Raw genomic sequence first — 15967 nt, forward strand, 5'->3', positions numbered from 1 at the left:
GCTCAGGCCCCGACTGGAGCCCCCTCCCGGAGGGGGCTCGGGGGAGCCCGCGGACGGCGCCTAGCGCTGACGCGCCGCAGGCGCGTCAGCGCTGGTTGCGGATCGGAATATTCATCTCCGACGCCTTGATCTCGCGAACGAGTTCCGGCACGCCCCACGGGAACGCCGGGTCCACCTTGATCCTGAAGTGGTACATGTCCTGCATGGCCTGGTGGTCCTCCTTGCGGAAGGTCATCTGGCCCTTGGGCGTCATGAAGGACATGCCCTCCATGGTCTTGATCAGCTTGTTGGTGTTCGTGTCGCCGCCGGTCTTCTTCAGCGCCTCCACCACCGCAATGGCCGCGCTCATGCCGCCGGCGGTGAAGAAGTCCGGCGGGCTCTTGAACTTGCTGTAGTGGTTGGACACCAGCCACTCGTTGACCGGGTTCTTCGGGATGCCGAAGTAGTAGTACGTGGCGCCCTCCATGCCCGGGAACTGCTTGTAGGCGGCCATGGCGGGCAGGATGTTGCCGCCGGTGGCGATCTCGATGCCGTAGCGCTTGAGGTCCAGGTCGGCGATCTTGAACGGGTTGCCGCCGCCGCCGGCCCAGATGATCCAGATGATCTTGCGGCCGGGCTTGTCCTTGAGCGCGTCGATGATGCGCTGCGCACCGGCGGTGAAATCGGTGGTCGTGGTCGGCAGGTATTCCTCGTGGACGATCTTGGCCTTCTTCACCGCCTCCTTGAAGGCCTTTACGCCGTCACGGCCGAAGGCGTAGTCCTGCGCCAGCGTGGCGATGCTGATGCCCGCCTGGTCCAGCGCCGCGGCGTTGGCGATCGCGTCCTGGCTGCTGTTGCGGCCGGTGCGGAAGATGTACTTGTTCCACTTCTCGCCAGTGATGCTGTCGGCCACGGCCGGCTCCACGAGCAGGATCTTCTTGTACTCCTCGGCCACCGGCAGCATGGCCAGCGCCACGCCGGAACTGGTGGGCCCCACCGCGATGTCGGCCTTGTCGTCGGCATAGGCCGCCGCCAGCAGGCTCTTGCCCAGGTCGGGCTTGCCCTGGTCGTCCTTCTCGATGACCACCAGCTTCTTGCCGGCCACCATCATCGTGCCGCCGGTGGCGTAGTCCAGGCCCATCATGAAGCCGGTGGTGGTCTGCTTGCCGTAGGCCTCGAGCGGGCCGGTCAGGCTATGCACGTGGGCGATGCGGATCTCGCCGGCGGCCTGGGCGGCCAGGGGCAGCGCCAGCGCGGCGACTGTGGCGGCGGCAAGATGGGTCAGGGTCTGGCGACGTTGCATGCGGGTGTCTCCGGTCGGATGGATGCCACGCCCTTCCGCAACCCGCGTGCCAGGCGCACCGGATCAGTGCAAACCCTGAAAAAGCATCACGGAATCCACGATGCACGCCTGAACTTCAGACACATTCGGGTCAAATATGTCTGATTTTCGGACGAATCATTTGTCTGGATATCAGACGATGGCTTGGCGCAGCGTTGCCACGAAGGCCTCCGGCGCCTGGATCTGCGGGTAGTGCCCCGTCGGCATCTCGACGACGGCGAACCCTGGCGTCTGCCGCACGCGCACACGGATCGGGGCGATCGTCGGGTAGGCAGGCGAGACACAGTCGATGAAGGTCCGCGGCACCGCCGCGACACGGTCGGCATCGAAGAACAGCGGCTCCTGGTAGGCATTGAACGGATGCGGTCCTTGCCGGCGCATCAGCCACTCGCGGTCAGGCCCGGACAGCCCGAAGCCCGACGGGTCCGGCGGCGGAAGTGCATTCAGGCCGCTGGCGCGGGCCGCGGCGGTGCGGGCGGTGCGCGTGGCCTCGTCGTGGCGGCTGCTCCAGCTCTCACCGGGCAGCGGCACCATGGCGTCCACGTAGACGACCTGCCGCACGGCACCGGTATCACGTGCCAGCAGCGCATTGGCCGCGCCGGTGACGACCAGCCCGCCGTAGCTGTGCCCCACCAGCACCACGCCGTTCAGCTCCTCGGCCTCGACCAGGCCGGTCACGTCGGCGATGTGGGTCTGCAGCGTGATGTCACGCCGCAGCCCGTGGCGGCGCTCGCCGCAACCGCTGAGGGTGACGGCGAACACCGCATGGCCGGCGGCGCGCAGCGGTGCCAGCACGCGCTGCCAGGCCCAGGCACCAGCCCAGGCGCCGTGCACGAGGACGATCGGAGGCAGGTTCGGGGTCATGGGCTCTGCAAGAGTTCAGGGTAGCGGGTCAGGCGTTCGTACAGCACCGAACGCGGCATGCCCAGGCGCTTGGCCGCGGCGGCACGGTTGCCTCCGGTGGCCGCCAGCGCCTCGGCGATCGCGCGGCGCTCGACCTCGGCCACCTGCTCGGCCAGCGTGCGGGGCGGCGGCTGGGGCAGGTCGGGCAGGCGGAACACCGACACCGCGGGCGCCCGGGCTGGCACCGCGGCGGCAGGCATGCCCTCGACCGGCCCCGAAGTCGCGGCCGGCGCGCCGAAATGCCGCGCGTGCAGCACCCGCTCGTCGCTCATCAGCGCCGCCTGCTCCAGCACGTTGCGCAGCTCGCGGATGTTGCCCGGCCAGGCCTGGTGCGCCAGCCAGTCCAGCGCGTCGGGCGCGAGGCTGCGCGCGGCCAGGCCGCTGCGGCGGGCGATGTCCTCCATCAGCACCTCGGCCAGCGCCTCCAGGTCCGACAGCCGCTTGCGCAGCGGCGGCAGACGGATGGGCAGCACGTTCAGACGGTAGTAGAGGTCGGCCCGGAAACGGCCGTCCGCCACCATCGCCGACAGGTCGCGGCTGGTGGCGGCGATCACGCGCACGTCCACCCGCTCCACCCGGTTGCTGCCCAGCGGCTCCACCTCCTGCTCCTGCAGCACGCGCAGCAGCTTGGCCTGCAGCGCCAGCGGCATGTCGCCGATCTCGTCGAGGAACAGCGTGCCGCCGTGCGCCAGCTTGAACTTGCCGTCGCGGCCCTTGCGGTCGGCGCCGGTGTAGGCGCCGGGCGCGACGCCGAAAAATTCCGCCTCCAGCAGCGTCTCCGGCACCGCGGCGATGTTGACACCCACGAACGGCAGGGCCGCGCGCGCGCTGGCGGCGTGGATGGCCTGCGCCAGCACCTCCTTGCCGGTGCCGGTCTCGCCCAGCAGCAGCACCGTGGTGTCGGTGGCGGCCACGCGCCGGGCCTGGCGCTTGACGGCCAGGGCGGCGTCGCTGCTGCCGATGAAGCCGGCGATCGTGTACCGGGGCCGGCGCTGCGCCGCCTGATGTTCGGCGATGCGCGCATGGGCCGCGTCGAGCTCGCGCTGCAGGCGCCCGAACTTGGCGATCAGCGGCTGCATCGTCGATTCCGGGTGGTCCAGTAGCACCATGCCGATGGCGCCGATGACCTCGCCGCGCTCGTCGCGCAGCGGCAGCCTGCTGACGACGAAGGTGCCGGCCTTGTTGGTCAGCAGGTCCACCAGGATGGGCTGGCCGGTGTCGATGACCTGCGCCATCAGCGTGTTGGGCACGACCTCCTCCACACGCCGGCCGACGAAGTGCGCCTCGTCGTGGCCCAGCGCCGGCAGGAACTGCTTGTAGCCCTCGCTGATCCAGACGATGCGGTGGTCGCGGTCGATCACGAAGGTGCCCATCGCGCTGTTGGCAAACAGCTCGAACAGGCTGCGCGCAGCCAGCTTCAGCAGGCTGTCGGCGTCGGCGGGGAGCTGCCGGCCGTCGCTATCGGCCGAGGCTGCCCGGCTGCCGTCGTCCGCGGACAGCGGGCCGCCGCCGGCCGCCGCATCAAGCGGCATGGTCCAGCGCCTGCAGCGACGCCACCAGGTCGCCGAAGCGCTCGCCCTGCACGCTGACGTGCCGGCGCAGCGCATTGGCGGCCGCAGCAGCGTCGCCGGCCTGCAGCGCGGCCACCACCGCCTCGTGCTCGGCAAAGGAGTTGGCCATGCGGTCACGCACGCGCAGCTGCAGCCGCCGGTAGGGGCGCAACCGGCGCTGCAGCGCAGCCGCCTCCTCGGCCAGGAAGCCGTTGTGGCTGCCGGCGTAGATGGCGTTGTGGAAGCGTTCGTTGCAGTAGAAGTAGGCGTCGGGGTCGCCGCGCGCGGCCTCGCAGGCGCGGTGCGCAGCCAGCAATTCGGCCTGTTCCGACTCGCTCATGCGGCGCGCCGCCAGGCGCGCGCACATGGCTTCGAGTTCGGCCATGACCTCGAACATCTCCAGCAGCCGCGCCGGGCCCACGCTGGCCACCACCGCACCCCGGCGCGGGCGCAGTTCCACCAGCCCTTCGGCGGTGAGCTGGATCAGGGCCTCGCGCACCGGCGTGCGCGAGACGCCGAATTGCGTGGCCAGCGCCACCTCGTCGAGCGCACTGCCCGGGGGCAACTGGCCGGTGGCGATCTGCTCCTCGATCTGCTCGCGGAGCCGGTCGGACATCTTCACGGGGAACCTCGGCAGGCCGGCGGCGCGCCGGCTCGGACACCGACGTTATGGTATCCACTAGGAAAGTGTCTGCGTAATTTCACTAGAGTCTTGTATACGCAAGCCGCGCCACCCCGGCGTGGGCGTGACGTTTTTCACTTCCACGGAGACACCGCCATGAACCGCCGTCCTCTCGTCAAGGCCCTGTCCGGCCTGCTGTTTGCTGCCCTGCCGCTGAGCGCCGCCGTGGCGCAGACCATCACGCTCAAGGCCTCGCACCAGTTCCCGGGTGGCAAGGGTGACGTGCGCGACGAGATGGTCCAGATGATCGCGCGCGAGGTTGCCGCGGCCAACGTCGGCCTGGAGATCAAGGTGTTCCCAGGCTCCAGCCTGGTCAAGCCCAAGGAGCAGTGGAAGGCCATGCTCACGGGCCAGATCGACATGACCTCGTTCCCGCTGGACTACGCCGCCGGCTTCCACCCGCAGTTCGGCGCCACGCTGATGCCGGGCCTGGTCAAGGGCCACGATCACGCCAAGCGCATCAACGCCAGCCCCTTCATGGCCGACATCAAGAAGATCATCGAGGACGGCGGCGTCAAGGTGCTGGCCGACGCCTGGCTGGCCGGCGCCTTCGGCGGCAAGGACAAGTGCATCAAGGTGCCGGCCGACGCGGCAGGCCTGAAGGTGCGTTCGGCCGGGTCCACCTTCGCCGAAATGTGGGCCGGTGCCGGCGCGTCCATCGTCTCGATCCCGTCCAACGAGGTCTACAACGCGCTGCAGCAGGGCGTGGCCCAGGGCACCGACACCTCGTCGGGCAGCTTCGTGTCGTTCCGCCTTTACGAGCAGATCAAGTGCCTGACCGCGCCTGGCGACAACGCGCTGTGGTTCATGTACGAGCCGGTGCTGATCGGCAAGAAGAGCTGGGACAAGCTCAATGCGGCGCAGCAGAAGGCGCTGATGGACGCCAGCAAGAAGGCCGAGGACTACTTCGCCCGCGAGTCCAAGGGGCTGGACGACAAGCTGGTCGACGCCTTCAAGAAGGCCGGCGTGCAGGTGGTGGAACTCAGCGACGCCGAAGTCCAGATGTGGCGCGACGTGGCCGCCAAGACCTCGTACAAGAACTTCGCCGACAAGGTGCCCGGTGGCAAGGAACTGATCGAGAAGGCCCTGGCCGTCAAGTGACGGCTGGGTGACGGCCCAATGACCCGGCGCGCACGACCATGAGCAGCCTTGCCCTCAACCCCGCCCCGCTGCCGCTGTGGGTGCGCGCCGTGCACGCCGCCTCGCGCGCGCTGGGCGTGTTCTCCGCCGGCATGATCGCGCTGTCGGTGGGCGTGATCTGCCACATGGTGTTCGTGCGCGCCGTGCTCAACCAGTCGTCGATCTGGCAGACGGAGTTCGTCACCTTCTGCCTGATCGGCGCCACCTTCCTGGGCGCGCCGTACATCCTGCTCACGCGCGGCCACGTCAACGTGGACGTGGTGCCGCTGATGGCCGCGCCCGGCCTGCGCCGGGTGCTCTACATCGTGGGCATGCTGATCTCGCTGGTCTTCTGCGCGATCTTCTTCAAGGCCGCCGTGCCCTGGTGGCACGAGGCCTGGACCAGCGGCTCCACCACGCCGTCGATCTGGCGCGTGGCGCTGTGGATCCCCTACCTGGCGGTGCCGGTCGGCATGGGTCTGCTGTGCCTGCAGCTGCTGGCCGACCTGTGGCTGGTGATCACCCGCCGCAACCACCCGTTCGGCCTGCCGCCCGACGAGCGTCTCTGACTTCACCGAGGCCCCTGCCATGTCGCCCCTGGCCATCGGCCTGCTGATCTTCGTCGTCACCATCGCGCTGCTGGCCACCGGCATGCCCATCGCCTTCGCGCTGGGCATGACGGCGCTGGGCTTCATGATCGTGTTCGACGGCTGGAACGCGATCCACTTCGTGCCCGAGACGGTGTTCGCCGGCCTCGACGACTTCACGCTGGTGTCGCTGCCGATGTTCATCATCATGGGCGCGGCCGTGGCCTCCTCGCGCGCCGGCAGCGACCTCTACGAGGCCCTCGCGCGCTGGCTGCACCGCGTGCCGGGTTCGCTGGTCATCAGCAACATCGGCGCCTGCGCGCTGTTCTCGGCGCTCACCGGCTCGTCACCGGCCACCTGCGCGGCCATCGGCAAGATGGGCATCCCCGAGATGCGCAAGCGCGGCTACGACGCCGACCTGGCCACCGGCGCCATCGCTGCCGGCGGCACGCTGGGCATCCTGATCCCGCCGTCGATCACGATGATCCTCTACGGCATCGCGTCGGAGACCTCCATCGGCCGGCTGTTCCTGGCCGGCGTGATCCCGGGCCTGCTGCTGACCGGCCTGTTCATGGCCTGGGCGCTGTTCCTGAGCTGGAAGCGCGGCACCAAGCTGGTGGACGCCGACCGCATCTACTCGATGAAGGAGAAGCTGGAACTGCTGCCCAAGCTGCTGCCCTTCATCGTCGTCATCGTCGGCGTCATCTACGCGCTGTACGGCGGCATCGCCACGCCGTCGGAGGCCGCCGGCGTCGGCGCCATGCTGTGCCTGGTGATGGTGATCGTGATCTACCGCGTGTGGACCCCCACCGCGCTGTGGCACATCATGCGCGACGGCCTGCGCGAGTCGGGCATGCTGATGCTGATCATCGGCGCGTCCATCCTCTTCGGCTACATGATGTCGTCGCTGCTGGTGACGCAGTCGGTGGCGGAGGCCATCGCGGAGATGCAGGTCAACAAGTGGGTGGTGCTGGGCGCCATCAACGCGATGCTGCTGGTGGCCGGCATGTTCCTGCCGCCGGCGGCCATCATCCTGATGACGACGCCGATCCTGATGCCGGTGATCCTGGCCTTCGGCTTCGACCCGATCTGGTTCGGCGTCATCCTCACCATCAACATGGAACTCGGCCTGATCACGCCGCCGGTGGGCCTGAACCTGTTCGTGATCAACGGCATCACGCCGGACATCAAGCTGCCCACCATCCTGAAGGGCTCGCTGCCGTTCATGGGCTGCATGGTGCTGGCCATCGTGATCCTGTGCATCTTCCCGGAGCTGGCAACCTGGCTGCCGCAGACGCTGATGGGCTGACCGCATGACGATGCTCGAAGAGGTTCGCCAGGCGGCGCTGCGCGTCGGTTCGCAACGCCGGCTGCGCGCGGTGCTGAGCACCTGCCGCCGTTTGCTGTCGGTGCGCGGCGAGGCCAACAGCGTGGCCATCGCGCGCGATCTGCTGGCCGGGTACGACGCGCTCGACGAAGGCACACGGCGGCTGTTCTTCGGCCACCTGGCGGCCGACTTCAATCCCGACCCGAAGGCCGTGGAGACGGCCGCGAAAGCCTACGCCGCCGCCCCGGGTGCAGCCACGCTGGCACCGCTGGTGGAAGCCGCCGAGCCGCCGCGGCAGGAACTGCTGCGCCGCCTCAACCGTTTGCCGGGCGGCACCGCGCACATCGTGGCCATGCGACGCACGCTGCTGGCCGAGCTGCGCGCGCTGCCGGAGCTCGCGGCCGTGGAGGCGGACTTCCTGCACCTGCTGTCGAGCTGGTTCAACCCTGGCTTCCTGCAGCTGCGGCGCGTGGACTGGAACTCCCCGGCGCAGCTGCTGGAGCAGATCATCCGTCACGAGGCGGTGCACGCCATCGACGGCTGGGACGACCTGCGTCGCCGCCTGCAGCCCGACCGCCGCTGCTTCGCCTTCTTCCACCCGCAGCTGCCCGACGAACCGCTGATCTTCGTCGAGGTGGCGCTGCTGCCGGAGATGCCCTCGGCGATCGCACCGCTGATCGCCAAGAGCGACAAGCCGGCGCCACCGGAAACCTTCAAGGTCGCGGCCTTCTACTCCATCAGCAACTGTCAGCCCGGCCTGAAGGGCGTGAACCTGGGCAACTTCCTGATCAAGCGCGTGGCGCGCGAGCTCAGCCGTGAACTGCCGCAGCTCAAGACCTTCTGCACGCTGTCGCCCATGCCCGGCCTGGCACGCTGGCTGCGCGCCGGGGCCGAGGTGCCGGGCTTGAGCGGTTCGCGTGCACAACGCCTGCAGGCCGCCCGCGCCGCGTTGCAGGCCCACGCCGGCGCCGACCTGGCCCTGCCCGACACCGCCGCCGGCATGAAGCGGCTGCCGGCCGAGGCCGCCGCCGCGCTGCAGCAGCTGGCCGCCATGTACCTGGCCTGGGCCACGCCCACGAGGGCCGGCGATCCGGTGGCACGCTTCCACCTCGACAACGGCGCGCGCCTGGAACGCCTGAATCCGCTGGGCGACCTGTCGGCCAAGGGCCTGAAACAGTCGCACGGCATGATGGTCAACTACCTCTACGACCTGAACCGGGTCGAGCGCCACCACGAGCAGTTCGTCGACGGTGAAGTGGCCTGCTCGCGCCCGGTGGCCGCCCTGCTCTGAACCTGCCATGCCCTCGCTGAACCAGAACCTCTACGCCGCGCTGCGCGCCGCCTTCCCGGCCGACCTGGACCTGACCGCCATCGAGACCGGCGACGGCCCCGGCGCCCCGCTGCACTACACGTGGCGCGATCTGGAGCGTGGCAGCGCCATGATCGCCAACCTGCTGGCCAGCCTGGCCCTGCCGCCGGCCAGCCGCGTGGCGGTGCAGGTGGACAAGAGCGTCGAGGCCCTGATGCTGTACCTGGCGGTGCTGCGCGCCGGCCACGTCTACCTGCCGCTGAACAACGCCTACCAGGCGGCGGAGATCGAGTACTTCGTCGGCAACGCGGAGCCGGCGGTGGTGGTGTGTGCGCCCAAGGCCTTTGGCTGGGTCAGCAAGATCGCCTTCCAGGCGGGGACGCCGCACGTCTTCACCCTGGGCGACGACCGCAGCGGCACGCTGCTGGATCGGGCCAGCTTCCACGGCGACGTTCAGGACCCGGTGGCGCGCCGCGCCGACGACCTGGCCGCCATCCTCTACACCAGCGGCACCACCGGGCGCAGCAAGGGCGCGATGCTCACGCACGGCAACCTGCTGAGCAACGCGCGGGTGCTCAAGGACTACTGGGACTGGAAGCCGGGCGACGTGCTGATCCACGCGCTGCCCATCTTCCACGTGCATGGCCTGTTCGTGGCCAGCCACGGCGCGCTGCTCAACGGCAGCAGGATGATCTGGTTCGCGAAGTACGACCCCAAGGCCGTGCTCGCGCGCCTGCCCGAAGCGACCGTGTTCATGGGCGTGCCCACGCTTTACGTGCGCCTGCTGGGCGAGCCGGGCCTGGACCGGCAGGCCTGCCGCAACATGCGGCTGTTCATCAGCGGCTCGGCGCCGCTGCTGATCGAGACCTTCACCGACTGGCAGCAGCGCACCGGCCACACCATCCTCGAGCGCTATGGCATGAGCGAGACGGTGATGCTCACCAGCAACCCCTGCAAGGCGGCCGACGGCGAGCGCCGCGGCGGCACCGTGGGCTTTCCGCTGCCGGGCGTGGGCGTGCGCATCGTCGACGAGCGCAACCTGCCGCTGCCCCCCGGCGAGATCGGCAACATCCAGGTCAAGGGCCCGAACGTCTTCAAGGGCTACTGGCGCATGCCGGAGAAGACCGCCGACGAGTTCACCGACGACGCCTGGTTCAAGACCGGCGACGTCGGCCGCTTCGACGCCGACGGCTACCTGAGCATCGTCGGCCGCAGCAAGGACCTGATCATCTCCGGCGGCTACAACGTCTACCCGGCCGAGATCGAAGGCGTGCTCAACGAGATGCCCGGCGTGGCCGAGTCGGCGGTGATCGGCGTGCCGCACCCGGATTTCGGCGAGGCCGTGGTGGCGGTGCTGGTGCCCCGGCCCGGCGAACCGGCGCCCGAGCCGGCCGCCGTGATCGCCGCGCTCAAGGGCCGCATCGCCAACTTCAAGGTGCCCAAGCAGGTGTTCGTCGAGACCGAACTGCCGCGAAATGCCATGGGCAAGGTGCAGAAGAACCTGCTGCGCGATCGGCACCAGGGCCTGTTTGCCGCTTGACGCAGGTCAAGCCGAGGTTGATGCGCGTCAACCCAAGGTCAGCCATCGGTGCCACACTGCACCCATGGGTGTTCTCGACAAGACCGTGTGGCTGCAGGCCGAGGCCGGCGACGGCCCGTCCGGTCTGTCCGTCCAGAGCGGTTGCGGGCACTGCGTGAGCGCGTCGCAAGGCCCGGTCTGCGTGGGCGGCTACGGCGCCCCGTGCGCCCAGCCCCGGGTGGAGGGTCAGGCCGAGCGTGTCGAACGTGTGCTGCAGGCGCTGCGCGAGGTGGCCGATGACGAAGGCAACCTCGTCGACACCCAGCGCTTCAGCGCATTGCGCATCGATGACGACGAGGTGGAGCTGACCCTCACCTTCCCCAGGAACTGCAGCCCCACCCGCGTGCTCGCCGAGGACGCCTTCCAGGCCCTGCGCCGCGCGCTGCCGGACACCGACGTCTACGTGCGGCTGGCCGGCTGAACGCCGCGCGGCTGACTGCACGGCCGAGCGGCGTCTGGCTGGCCCGGCACGAGGGCCGAAGCCTGGCAGCACAGAGGCTGGTTCGGCCTCACCCCCGCCCGACGAACGGCATGCCGGTGGCCATCACGGTCATGAACAGCACGTTGGCGTCCAGCGGCAGCGCCGCCATCTGCACCACGGCGCGCGCGGCATGGCCCACGTCCATCACCGGCTCCGGCCGCACGCTGCCGTCGGCCTGCGGCACGCCTTTGCGCATGGCGTCGGTCATGTCCGACGCCGCGTTGCCGATGTCGATCTGGCCCACGGCGATGCCATGCTTTCGCCCGTCCAGCGACGACGCCTTGGTCAGCCCGGTGATCGCGTGCTTGGTGGCCGTGTAGGCGGCCGAGTTCGGCCGTGGCGCATGGGCCGAGATCGACCCGTTGTTGATGATGCGCCCGCCGCGCGGGTTCTGCGCCTTCATCAGCCGGAAGGCCTGCTGCGTGCACAGGAAGGCACCGGTGAGGTTGGTGTCCACCGCCGCCTGCCATTGCGCGAACGGGAATTCCTCCAGCGGCGTGCCGGGGCTGAAGATGCCGGCGTTGTTGAACAGCAGGTCCAGCCGGCCGAACCGCGCCCGCACCAGGGCGAACAGGTCGGCCACCTGGTCGGGCTGCGTCACGTCGGCCGGTGCCGCCAGCGCCCGGCTGCCGATGTCGCCCCAGGGGTCGCCGGCCAGCGCGATGCTCTCGCGCAGGGTGTCCAGGCGCCGGCCGCTGTAGACCACCCGCCAGCCGTCGGCCAGCAGGGCCGTCGCGGTGGCGCGACCAATGCCACTGCCGGCGCCGGTGACCAGCGCGACCTTGTCGTGCGGCTTGTCGTTGGTCAAGATGCGACTCCCTTGCTGACGGTAGCGTGGCGTCCAGTCTGCCACCTGAAGCCCTGCTGCCACCGGACCTGCCGATGCCCCACGCCCCCGCCGACACCGAAGCCGTGACACATGCCCTGCGCCAGCACCCCGTGCTGTCGCAACTCGACGACGAGATCCTGGCGGCACTGCCTGCGCAACTGAGGCTGGACCATGTCCCGGCGGGCGCCCCGGTGGGCGATGCCGACACGCTGGCCCGGCACCTCGGCCTCGTCGTCCGGGGTCGTCTGGTCTGGCACGCCGCCGACGGCTCGCCGGGCCCGGCCCTGGCAGCGCCAGCGTGGATCGGTGCCGGCGTCCACACGCCTGCCGATGGATGGATGCTGCAGGCCGATGGACAGGTCGACAACGGCGCCCTGGTGGCCTGGGCCGATGCGGCCACGCTGGCTGCACTGATCGAGCGCCAGCCCTGGCTGCAGCTGTTTCTGCCCGCGGCGACGTCCGCGGAAGGTTCGGGGTCTGCGGAGAACGCCGGCACAGGAGCCGCCGACCCGCACCTGAACCTGATGCGCACCCCGGTGCGCGCGCTCATCAAGCGCGCGCCGATCACGCTGCCGCCGTCCACCACCATCCGTGCCGCAGCGCAGCTGATGCGCGAGCAGCGTGTGTCCTCGGTGCTGCTGGTCGAAGGCGGTCACCTCTACGGCCTGGTCACCGACCGCGACCTGCGCAACCGCGCCGTCGCCGAAGGCCTGGACACCACACGGCCGGTGATCGACATCGCCACCGTGGCGCCGCTGACGATGCAGATCACGCAACCGGGTTTCGAGGCGCTGCTGATGATGGCGCGCCACAACATCCACCACGTGCCGGTGATGGATGGCGACGCGGTGGCCGGCATGATCACCGCCACCGACGTCACCGAGCAGCACAGCACCTCGGCCGTCTTCCTGGCCGGGGACATCCACAAGCAGACCACGCTCGACGGCCTGGTGGCCTGCGCCGCCAAGGTGCGCGGCCTGCAGCGGCACCTGGCCGCCGCCGGCGCCAGCGCCTACGCCACCGGCCACATCGTCACCGCCATCACCGACGCGCTGACCACCCGGCTGCTGCAACTGGGCGAGGCGCAGCTGGGGCCGGCACCGGTGGACTACGCGTGGGTGGCGGCCGGCTCGCAGGCGCGCAGCGAGCAGACGGCCAAGAGCGACCAGGACAACTGCATGATCCTGGACGACGCCTACGACGAGGTCACGCACGGCGCCTACTTCAAGGCCCTGGCCACCTTCGTCTGCGACGGCCTGGCCGCCTGCGGCTACATCCACTGCCCGGGCGAGATGATGGCCATGACCGACAAATGGCGGCAGCCACGTCGCGTCTGGGCCGAGTACTTCCGCAAGTGGGTGGACACCCCCGAGCCGATGGCGCTGATGCTGACCTGTGTGTTCTTCGACGTGCGCACCATCGCCGGCCAGGCCGCGCTGCTCGACGGCCTGCGGACCGACGTGCTCCGACGCACGAAGGACGCCAAGCTTTTCCTGGCCCACATGGTGGGCAACGCCCTGACGCACCAGCCTCCGCTGGGCATGTTCGGCGGCCTGTTCGGCGGCCTGTCCACCATCCGCAGCGGCGAGCACAAGGGCACCATCGACCTCAAGCACAACGGCATCGTGCCGGTCATCGACCTCGCCCGCGTCTACGCCCTGGCCGCCGGCCACGACGCGGTGAACACGCACGACCGCCTCGCCCATGCGGCCGAGAGTGGCGAGATCAGTCCGCAGAGCGTGCACGACCTGCGCGACGCGCTGGAGTTCCTGTCGGCCCTGCGCATCCGCCACCAGGCGCGGCAGATCGCCGCCGGCCAGCCGGCCGACAATTACCTGCGCCCCGACGAGCTGTCCAACTTCGAGCGCGAACAGCTCAAGGACGCCTTCGGCGTGGTCAAGCAGCTGCAGGAGGTGCTGGGGCAGCGCTACCAGGGGCTGCGGCGCTGAGCAAACTCACGGGCAGCGCAGGTCAGCGTGCCACGCCAGCCTGACCGCTGCGGAAGAAGCGCGCCGCCCAGTTGTCGTCCGTGCCGCTCAACAGGGCCTGCGCCGATCCGTCGTAGACGAGCTTCCCGTCGCGCATCACCAGCACGCGCGCATCAAGCTCCAGCGCGTCGGCCGGGTCATGGGTGACGATGATCGCGGCACGACCGGCGGCCAGGCTCGCCCTGAGACGCTGCACGAGATCGGCCCGGGTGAGTCGGTCGACATTGCCGAAGGGCTCGTCGAGCAGCAGCAGCCGAGCGTCCGAAGCCAGCGCACGCGCCAGCGACACCCGTTGCGCCTCGCCGCCGGATAGCGTGGCCACGTCCCGCCCGTCCACGGCCGCCAGGCCCATGCCGGCCAGCGCCGCGCTTGCCGCTTCGCGCCGCTGCGCCCGTGATCCCGTGCGTATGCCGAAGGCCGCGTTGCCAATGGCATCGAGGTGCGGGAACAGGGTGGCATCCTGGAATGCCACGGCCACCCGTCGCCGCTCGGGCGGACACAGCACGCGACCAGCGGCGGACACGATACTGCCGTCCAGTTCGACACGGCCGTCGTCGGGCGCGTCGAAGCCGGCAATCATGCGCAGCAATGAGGTCTTGCCGGAGCCCGAAGGACCGAGCAGCGCCACGACGTCGGTCGGGCCCATGGCCAGGTCGACGCCGCCGACGATCGTCCGGCCGGCGGCGACACGCTTCACACCCTTCAGGCTCAGCACGTTCATGTCCTTTTGATCACGCCGGGCCCCGCCGGGCATCCAGCCGGTCCAGCCGCCACCACAGCAGCAGCCAAGGCAACAGCATCAGCGCCTGCGACAGCAGCACCCAGATTGCCGCACGGTCCATGTTCTGGTGGCGGGAGAAGGCGTAGATCTTCAACGCCAGCGACGAGAAGCCGAACGGCTGCAGCGTCAGCGCGGCGTCCAGCGCCTTGATAGCCTCCATGAACACCAGCGCACAACCCAGCAACCATGCCGGTGCCACGTGCCCGGCATAGGCCGTCAGACGAGCAGCGACCGGGCCTGCCCCGAAGGCACGGGCGGCCTCGACCATGGCCGGCGGCGTGCGCCGCATCGCATCGAGCACGGGCAGCATGGCGAACGGCATCAGCCGCAGCGCTTCGGGCACCGCGATCATCCAGCGCGTGTCGCGCCAGTCACCCAGCCAGCGGCCGAGCCACGACGCGTCGCTGGTCATCATCACGAAGGCCAGCGCCAGCACCAGGGTCGGCAGGAAGAAGTTGGTCAGGAACAGCCACGGCAGCCGCTCGGCCCAGCGCGACCGATGGCCGCTGCGCATCACCAGCACCACCAGCGCGATGGCCAGGGCCACGAGCGCGGTGGTGCCCAGGGCCGTGACCAGGGTGTTGGCCACGTCCCCGGGGATCGCCTCGAAGCGCGTGCGCGACCAGCGCTCGATCGCCCAACGCACGAGCTGGGCCTCCGGCGCGAAGAAACCGGGCATGGCCGCCAACAGCGTCCAGGCCACGATGCCGGCGCCCCAGAGCGGGGCGATCCGCCGACGCCCGGCCGCGGCCGCGGCCGCCGTCACCGGGTTCTGGCTCATCAGCGACGTGGCGGCCCAGGCGGCCACCGCCACCGCCAACACCGCCGGCACGGCCACGACGGTGGAGACGATGGCCGCGACCGTCACGCTCTGCGTGCTCAGCCACAGGTTCAGGATGCCGACACTCAACGTGGGCACGCCCAACCGCTCGGCCGCAGCATAGTCGCCCACGGCCAGCGCACCGACGATCACTGCGCTGGCCGCCGCGGGCACGGCCAGCAGCGGCAGGTGCACGCGCCAGATCCGGCCCAGGATGCCCAGGCCCAGTGACGCCGCCAGTTCGCCGAATGCCCTCGGCATGCGCGTTGCGGCGACGCGGAAGATCACGAAGACGTACGGCGACGCACTGAGCCCGTGCTGCAGCGCCAACGCGTGCCCGCTGACGAAGAACTCGTGCGCGTAGACCACGGTCCATGTCGTGGCCGCCACCGACGGGGACAGCAGCAGCGGCAACAACGCCAGCGCAGTGACCACTCGCCGGCCAGAGAACTCGTAGCGCGCCACGGCCACGGCCGGCACCGCGCCGGCCGCCAGCGCCACGGCGACGGCCTCGGCGGCGACCGCCAGGCTGGCCAGTGCCTGGTGCGGCAGCGTGGTCGAGGCAAAGTGGGCCAGCCAGCCGCCCTGGCCCAGCACGGGCAGGGCCTGCCCCAGCAGGACCAGCGCGGGAAGCAGCGCCAGGCCCCCCAGCGCGAGCGCCAGCACTGCACGTGCCAACGAGGTCACCGGA

Annotated in this window: 14 protein-coding genes; 7 read left to right on the plus strand and 7 right to left on the minus strand. The window is 70.0% G+C overall.

Annotated features, from left to right (window positions below; genetic code table 11):
* Positions 1 to 85 precede the first annotated feature (85 nt).
* The 4 genes from ENE75_RS07020 to ENE75_RS07035 all read right to left on the minus strand — a co-directional run bounded on the left by ENE75_RS07020 (position 86) and on the right by ENE75_RS07035 (position 4390).
* The gene (locus ENE75_RS07020) at positions 86 to 1282 is read right to left on the minus strand and encodes a substrate-binding domain-containing protein (protein WP_128197227.1); all 1197 of its coding nucleotides are present in this window, start codon (positions 1280 to 1282) and stop codon (positions 86 to 88) included.
* Positions 1283 to 1453: 171 nt separating this feature from the next.
* Positions 1454 to 2185: an alpha/beta fold hydrolase gene (locus ENE75_RS07025; protein WP_128197229.1), complete on the minus strand. Its 732-nt coding sequence runs from the start codon at positions 2183 to 2185 to the stop codon at positions 1454 to 1456.
* Positions 2182 to 3756: a sigma-54 interaction domain-containing protein gene (locus ENE75_RS07030; protein WP_128197231.1), complete on the minus strand. Its 1575-nt coding sequence runs from the start codon at positions 3754 to 3756 to the stop codon at positions 2182 to 2184. Before ENE75_RS07030 ends, ENE75_RS07025 begins: the two co-directional genes overlap by 4 nt.
* Positions 3746 to 4390 carry a GntR family transcriptional regulator gene (locus ENE75_RS07035; protein ID WP_128197233.1) on the minus strand — a complete coding sequence of 215 codons (645 nt, stop codon included), beginning with the start codon at positions 4388 to 4390 and terminating at the stop codon, positions 3746 to 3748. Before ENE75_RS07035 ends, ENE75_RS07030 begins: the two co-directional genes overlap by 11 nt.
* Positions 4391 to 4552: 162 nt before the next feature.
* Between ENE75_RS07035 and dctP the strand changes: the two genes are divergently transcribed.
* From dctP to ENE75_RS07065, 6 genes are all read left to right on the plus strand, one after another.
* Positions 4553 to 5557, plus strand: a complete 1005-nt coding sequence (gene dctP / locus ENE75_RS07040) for a TRAP transporter substrate-binding protein DctP (protein WP_128197235.1) — start codon at positions 4553 to 4555, stop codon at positions 5555 to 5557.
* 38 nt (positions 5558 to 5595) lie between these two features.
* Positions 5596 to 6144 carry a TRAP transporter small permease gene (locus tag ENE75_RS07045; RefSeq protein WP_128197238.1) on the plus strand — a complete coding sequence of 183 codons (549 nt, stop codon included), beginning with the start codon at positions 5596 to 5598 and terminating at the stop codon, positions 6142 to 6144.
* 19 nt (positions 6145 to 6163) lie between these two features.
* Positions 6164 to 7471 (plus strand): TRAP transporter large permease, encoded by a 1308-nt coding sequence (locus ENE75_RS07050; RefSeq protein WP_128197240.1) that lies wholly within the window; start codon positions 6164 to 6166, stop codon positions 7469 to 7471.
* A gap of 4 nt (positions 7472 to 7475) precedes the next feature.
* Positions 7476 to 8780 carry a malonyl-CoA decarboxylase gene (locus ENE75_RS07055; protein ID WP_233258971.1) on the plus strand — a complete coding sequence of 435 codons (1305 nt, stop codon included), beginning with the start codon at positions 7476 to 7478 and terminating at the stop codon, positions 8778 to 8780.
* A 7-nt stretch (positions 8781 to 8787) separates the two neighbouring features.
* On the plus strand, positions 8788 to 10338 hold the full coding sequence (locus ENE75_RS07060) for a malonate--CoA ligase (protein ID WP_128197242.1): 1551 nt from the start codon (positions 8788 to 8790) through the stop codon (positions 10336 to 10338).
* Between the two features lie 64 nt (positions 10339 to 10402).
* Positions 10403 to 10798, plus strand: a complete 396-nt coding sequence (locus ENE75_RS07065; RefSeq protein WP_128197244.1) for an iron-sulfur cluster assembly protein — start codon at positions 10403 to 10405, stop codon at positions 10796 to 10798.
* A gap of 88 nt (positions 10799 to 10886) precedes the next feature.
* On the opposite strand, the gene ENE75_RS07070 is transcribed toward ENE75_RS07065, so the two are convergent.
* On the minus strand, positions 10887 to 11669 hold the full coding sequence (locus tag ENE75_RS07070) for an SDR family oxidoreductase (protein WP_199232263.1): 783 nt from the start codon (positions 11667 to 11669) through the stop codon (positions 10887 to 10889).
* A gap of 71 nt (positions 11670 to 11740) precedes the next feature.
* On the opposite strand from ENE75_RS07070, the gene ENE75_RS07075 reads away from it, so the two are divergent.
* On the plus strand, positions 11741 to 13636 hold the full coding sequence (locus ENE75_RS07075; protein ID WP_128197248.1) for a putative nucleotidyltransferase substrate binding domain-containing protein: 1896 nt from the start codon (positions 11741 to 11743) through the stop codon (positions 13634 to 13636).
* A 22-nt stretch (positions 13637 to 13658) separates the two neighbouring features.
* Here ENE75_RS07075 and ENE75_RS07080 read toward each other — a convergent pair whose 3' ends face one another.
* Together ENE75_RS07080 and ENE75_RS07085 are read right to left on the minus strand one after the other, a co-directional pair.
* Positions 13659 to 14396, minus strand: coding sequence for an ATP-binding cassette domain-containing protein (locus tag ENE75_RS07080; protein WP_158288877.1), 738 nt, complete (start codon positions 14394 to 14396; stop codon positions 13659 to 13661).
* Positions 14397 to 14406: 10 nt separating this feature from the next.
* Complete coding sequence (locus ENE75_RS07085; RefSeq protein WP_128197253.1) at positions 14407 to 15963, minus strand: ABC transporter permease; 1557 nt, start codon at positions 15961 to 15963, stop codon at positions 14407 to 14409.
* Positions 15964 to 15967 lie beyond the last annotated feature (4 nt).

This window comes from Rubrivivax albus (genome assembly GCF_004016515.1).
Lineage (GTDB): Bacteria > Pseudomonadota > Gammaproteobacteria > Burkholderiales > Burkholderiaceae_C > Rubrivivax > Rubrivivax albus.

Coding starts and splice junctions, on each gene's coding strand:
- ENE75_RS07065 (WP_128197244.1), top strand. CDS start 10,403: ATGGGTGTTCTCGACAAGACCGTGTGGCTGCAGGCCGAGGCCGGCGAC.
- ENE75_RS07020 (WP_128197227.1), bottom strand. CDS start 1,282: ATGCAACGTCGCCAGACCCTGACCCATCTTGCCGCCGCCACAGTCGCC.
- ENE75_RS07045 (WP_128197238.1), top strand. CDS start 5,596: ATGAGCAGCCTTGCCCTCAACCCCGCCCCGCTGCCGCTGTGGGTGCGC.
- ENE75_RS07030 (WP_128197231.1), bottom strand. CDS start 3,756: ATGCCGCTTGATGCGGCGGCCGGCGGCGGCCCGCTGTCCGCGGACGAC.
- ENE75_RS07050 (WP_128197240.1), top strand. CDS start 6,164: ATGTCGCCCCTGGCCATCGGCCTGCTGATCTTCGTCGTCACCATCGCG.
- dctP (WP_128197235.1), top strand. CDS start 4,553: ATGAACCGCCGTCCTCTCGTCAAGGCCCTGTCCGGCCTGCTGTTTGCT.
- ENE75_RS07055 (WP_233258971.1), top strand. CDS start 7,476: ATGACGATGCTCGAAGAGGTTCGCCAGGCGGCGCTGCGCGTCGGTTCG.
- ENE75_RS07075 (WP_128197248.1), top strand. CDS start 11,741: ATGCCCCACGCCCCCGCCGACACCGAAGCCGTGACACATGCCCTGCGC.
- ENE75_RS07035 (WP_128197233.1), bottom strand. CDS start 4,390: ATGTCCGACCGGCTCCGCGAGCAGATCGAGGAGCAGATCGCCACCGGC.
- ENE75_RS07060 (WP_128197242.1), top strand. CDS start 8,788: ATGCCCTCGCTGAACCAGAACCTCTACGCCGCGCTGCGCGCCGCCTTC.
- ENE75_RS07025 (WP_128197229.1), bottom strand. CDS start 2,185: ATGACCCCGAACCTGCCTCCGATCGTCCTCGTGCACGGCGCCTGGGCT.
- ENE75_RS07080 (WP_158288877.1), bottom strand. CDS start 14,396: ATGAACGTGCTGAGCCTGAAGGGTGTGAAGCGTGTCGCCGCCGGCCGG.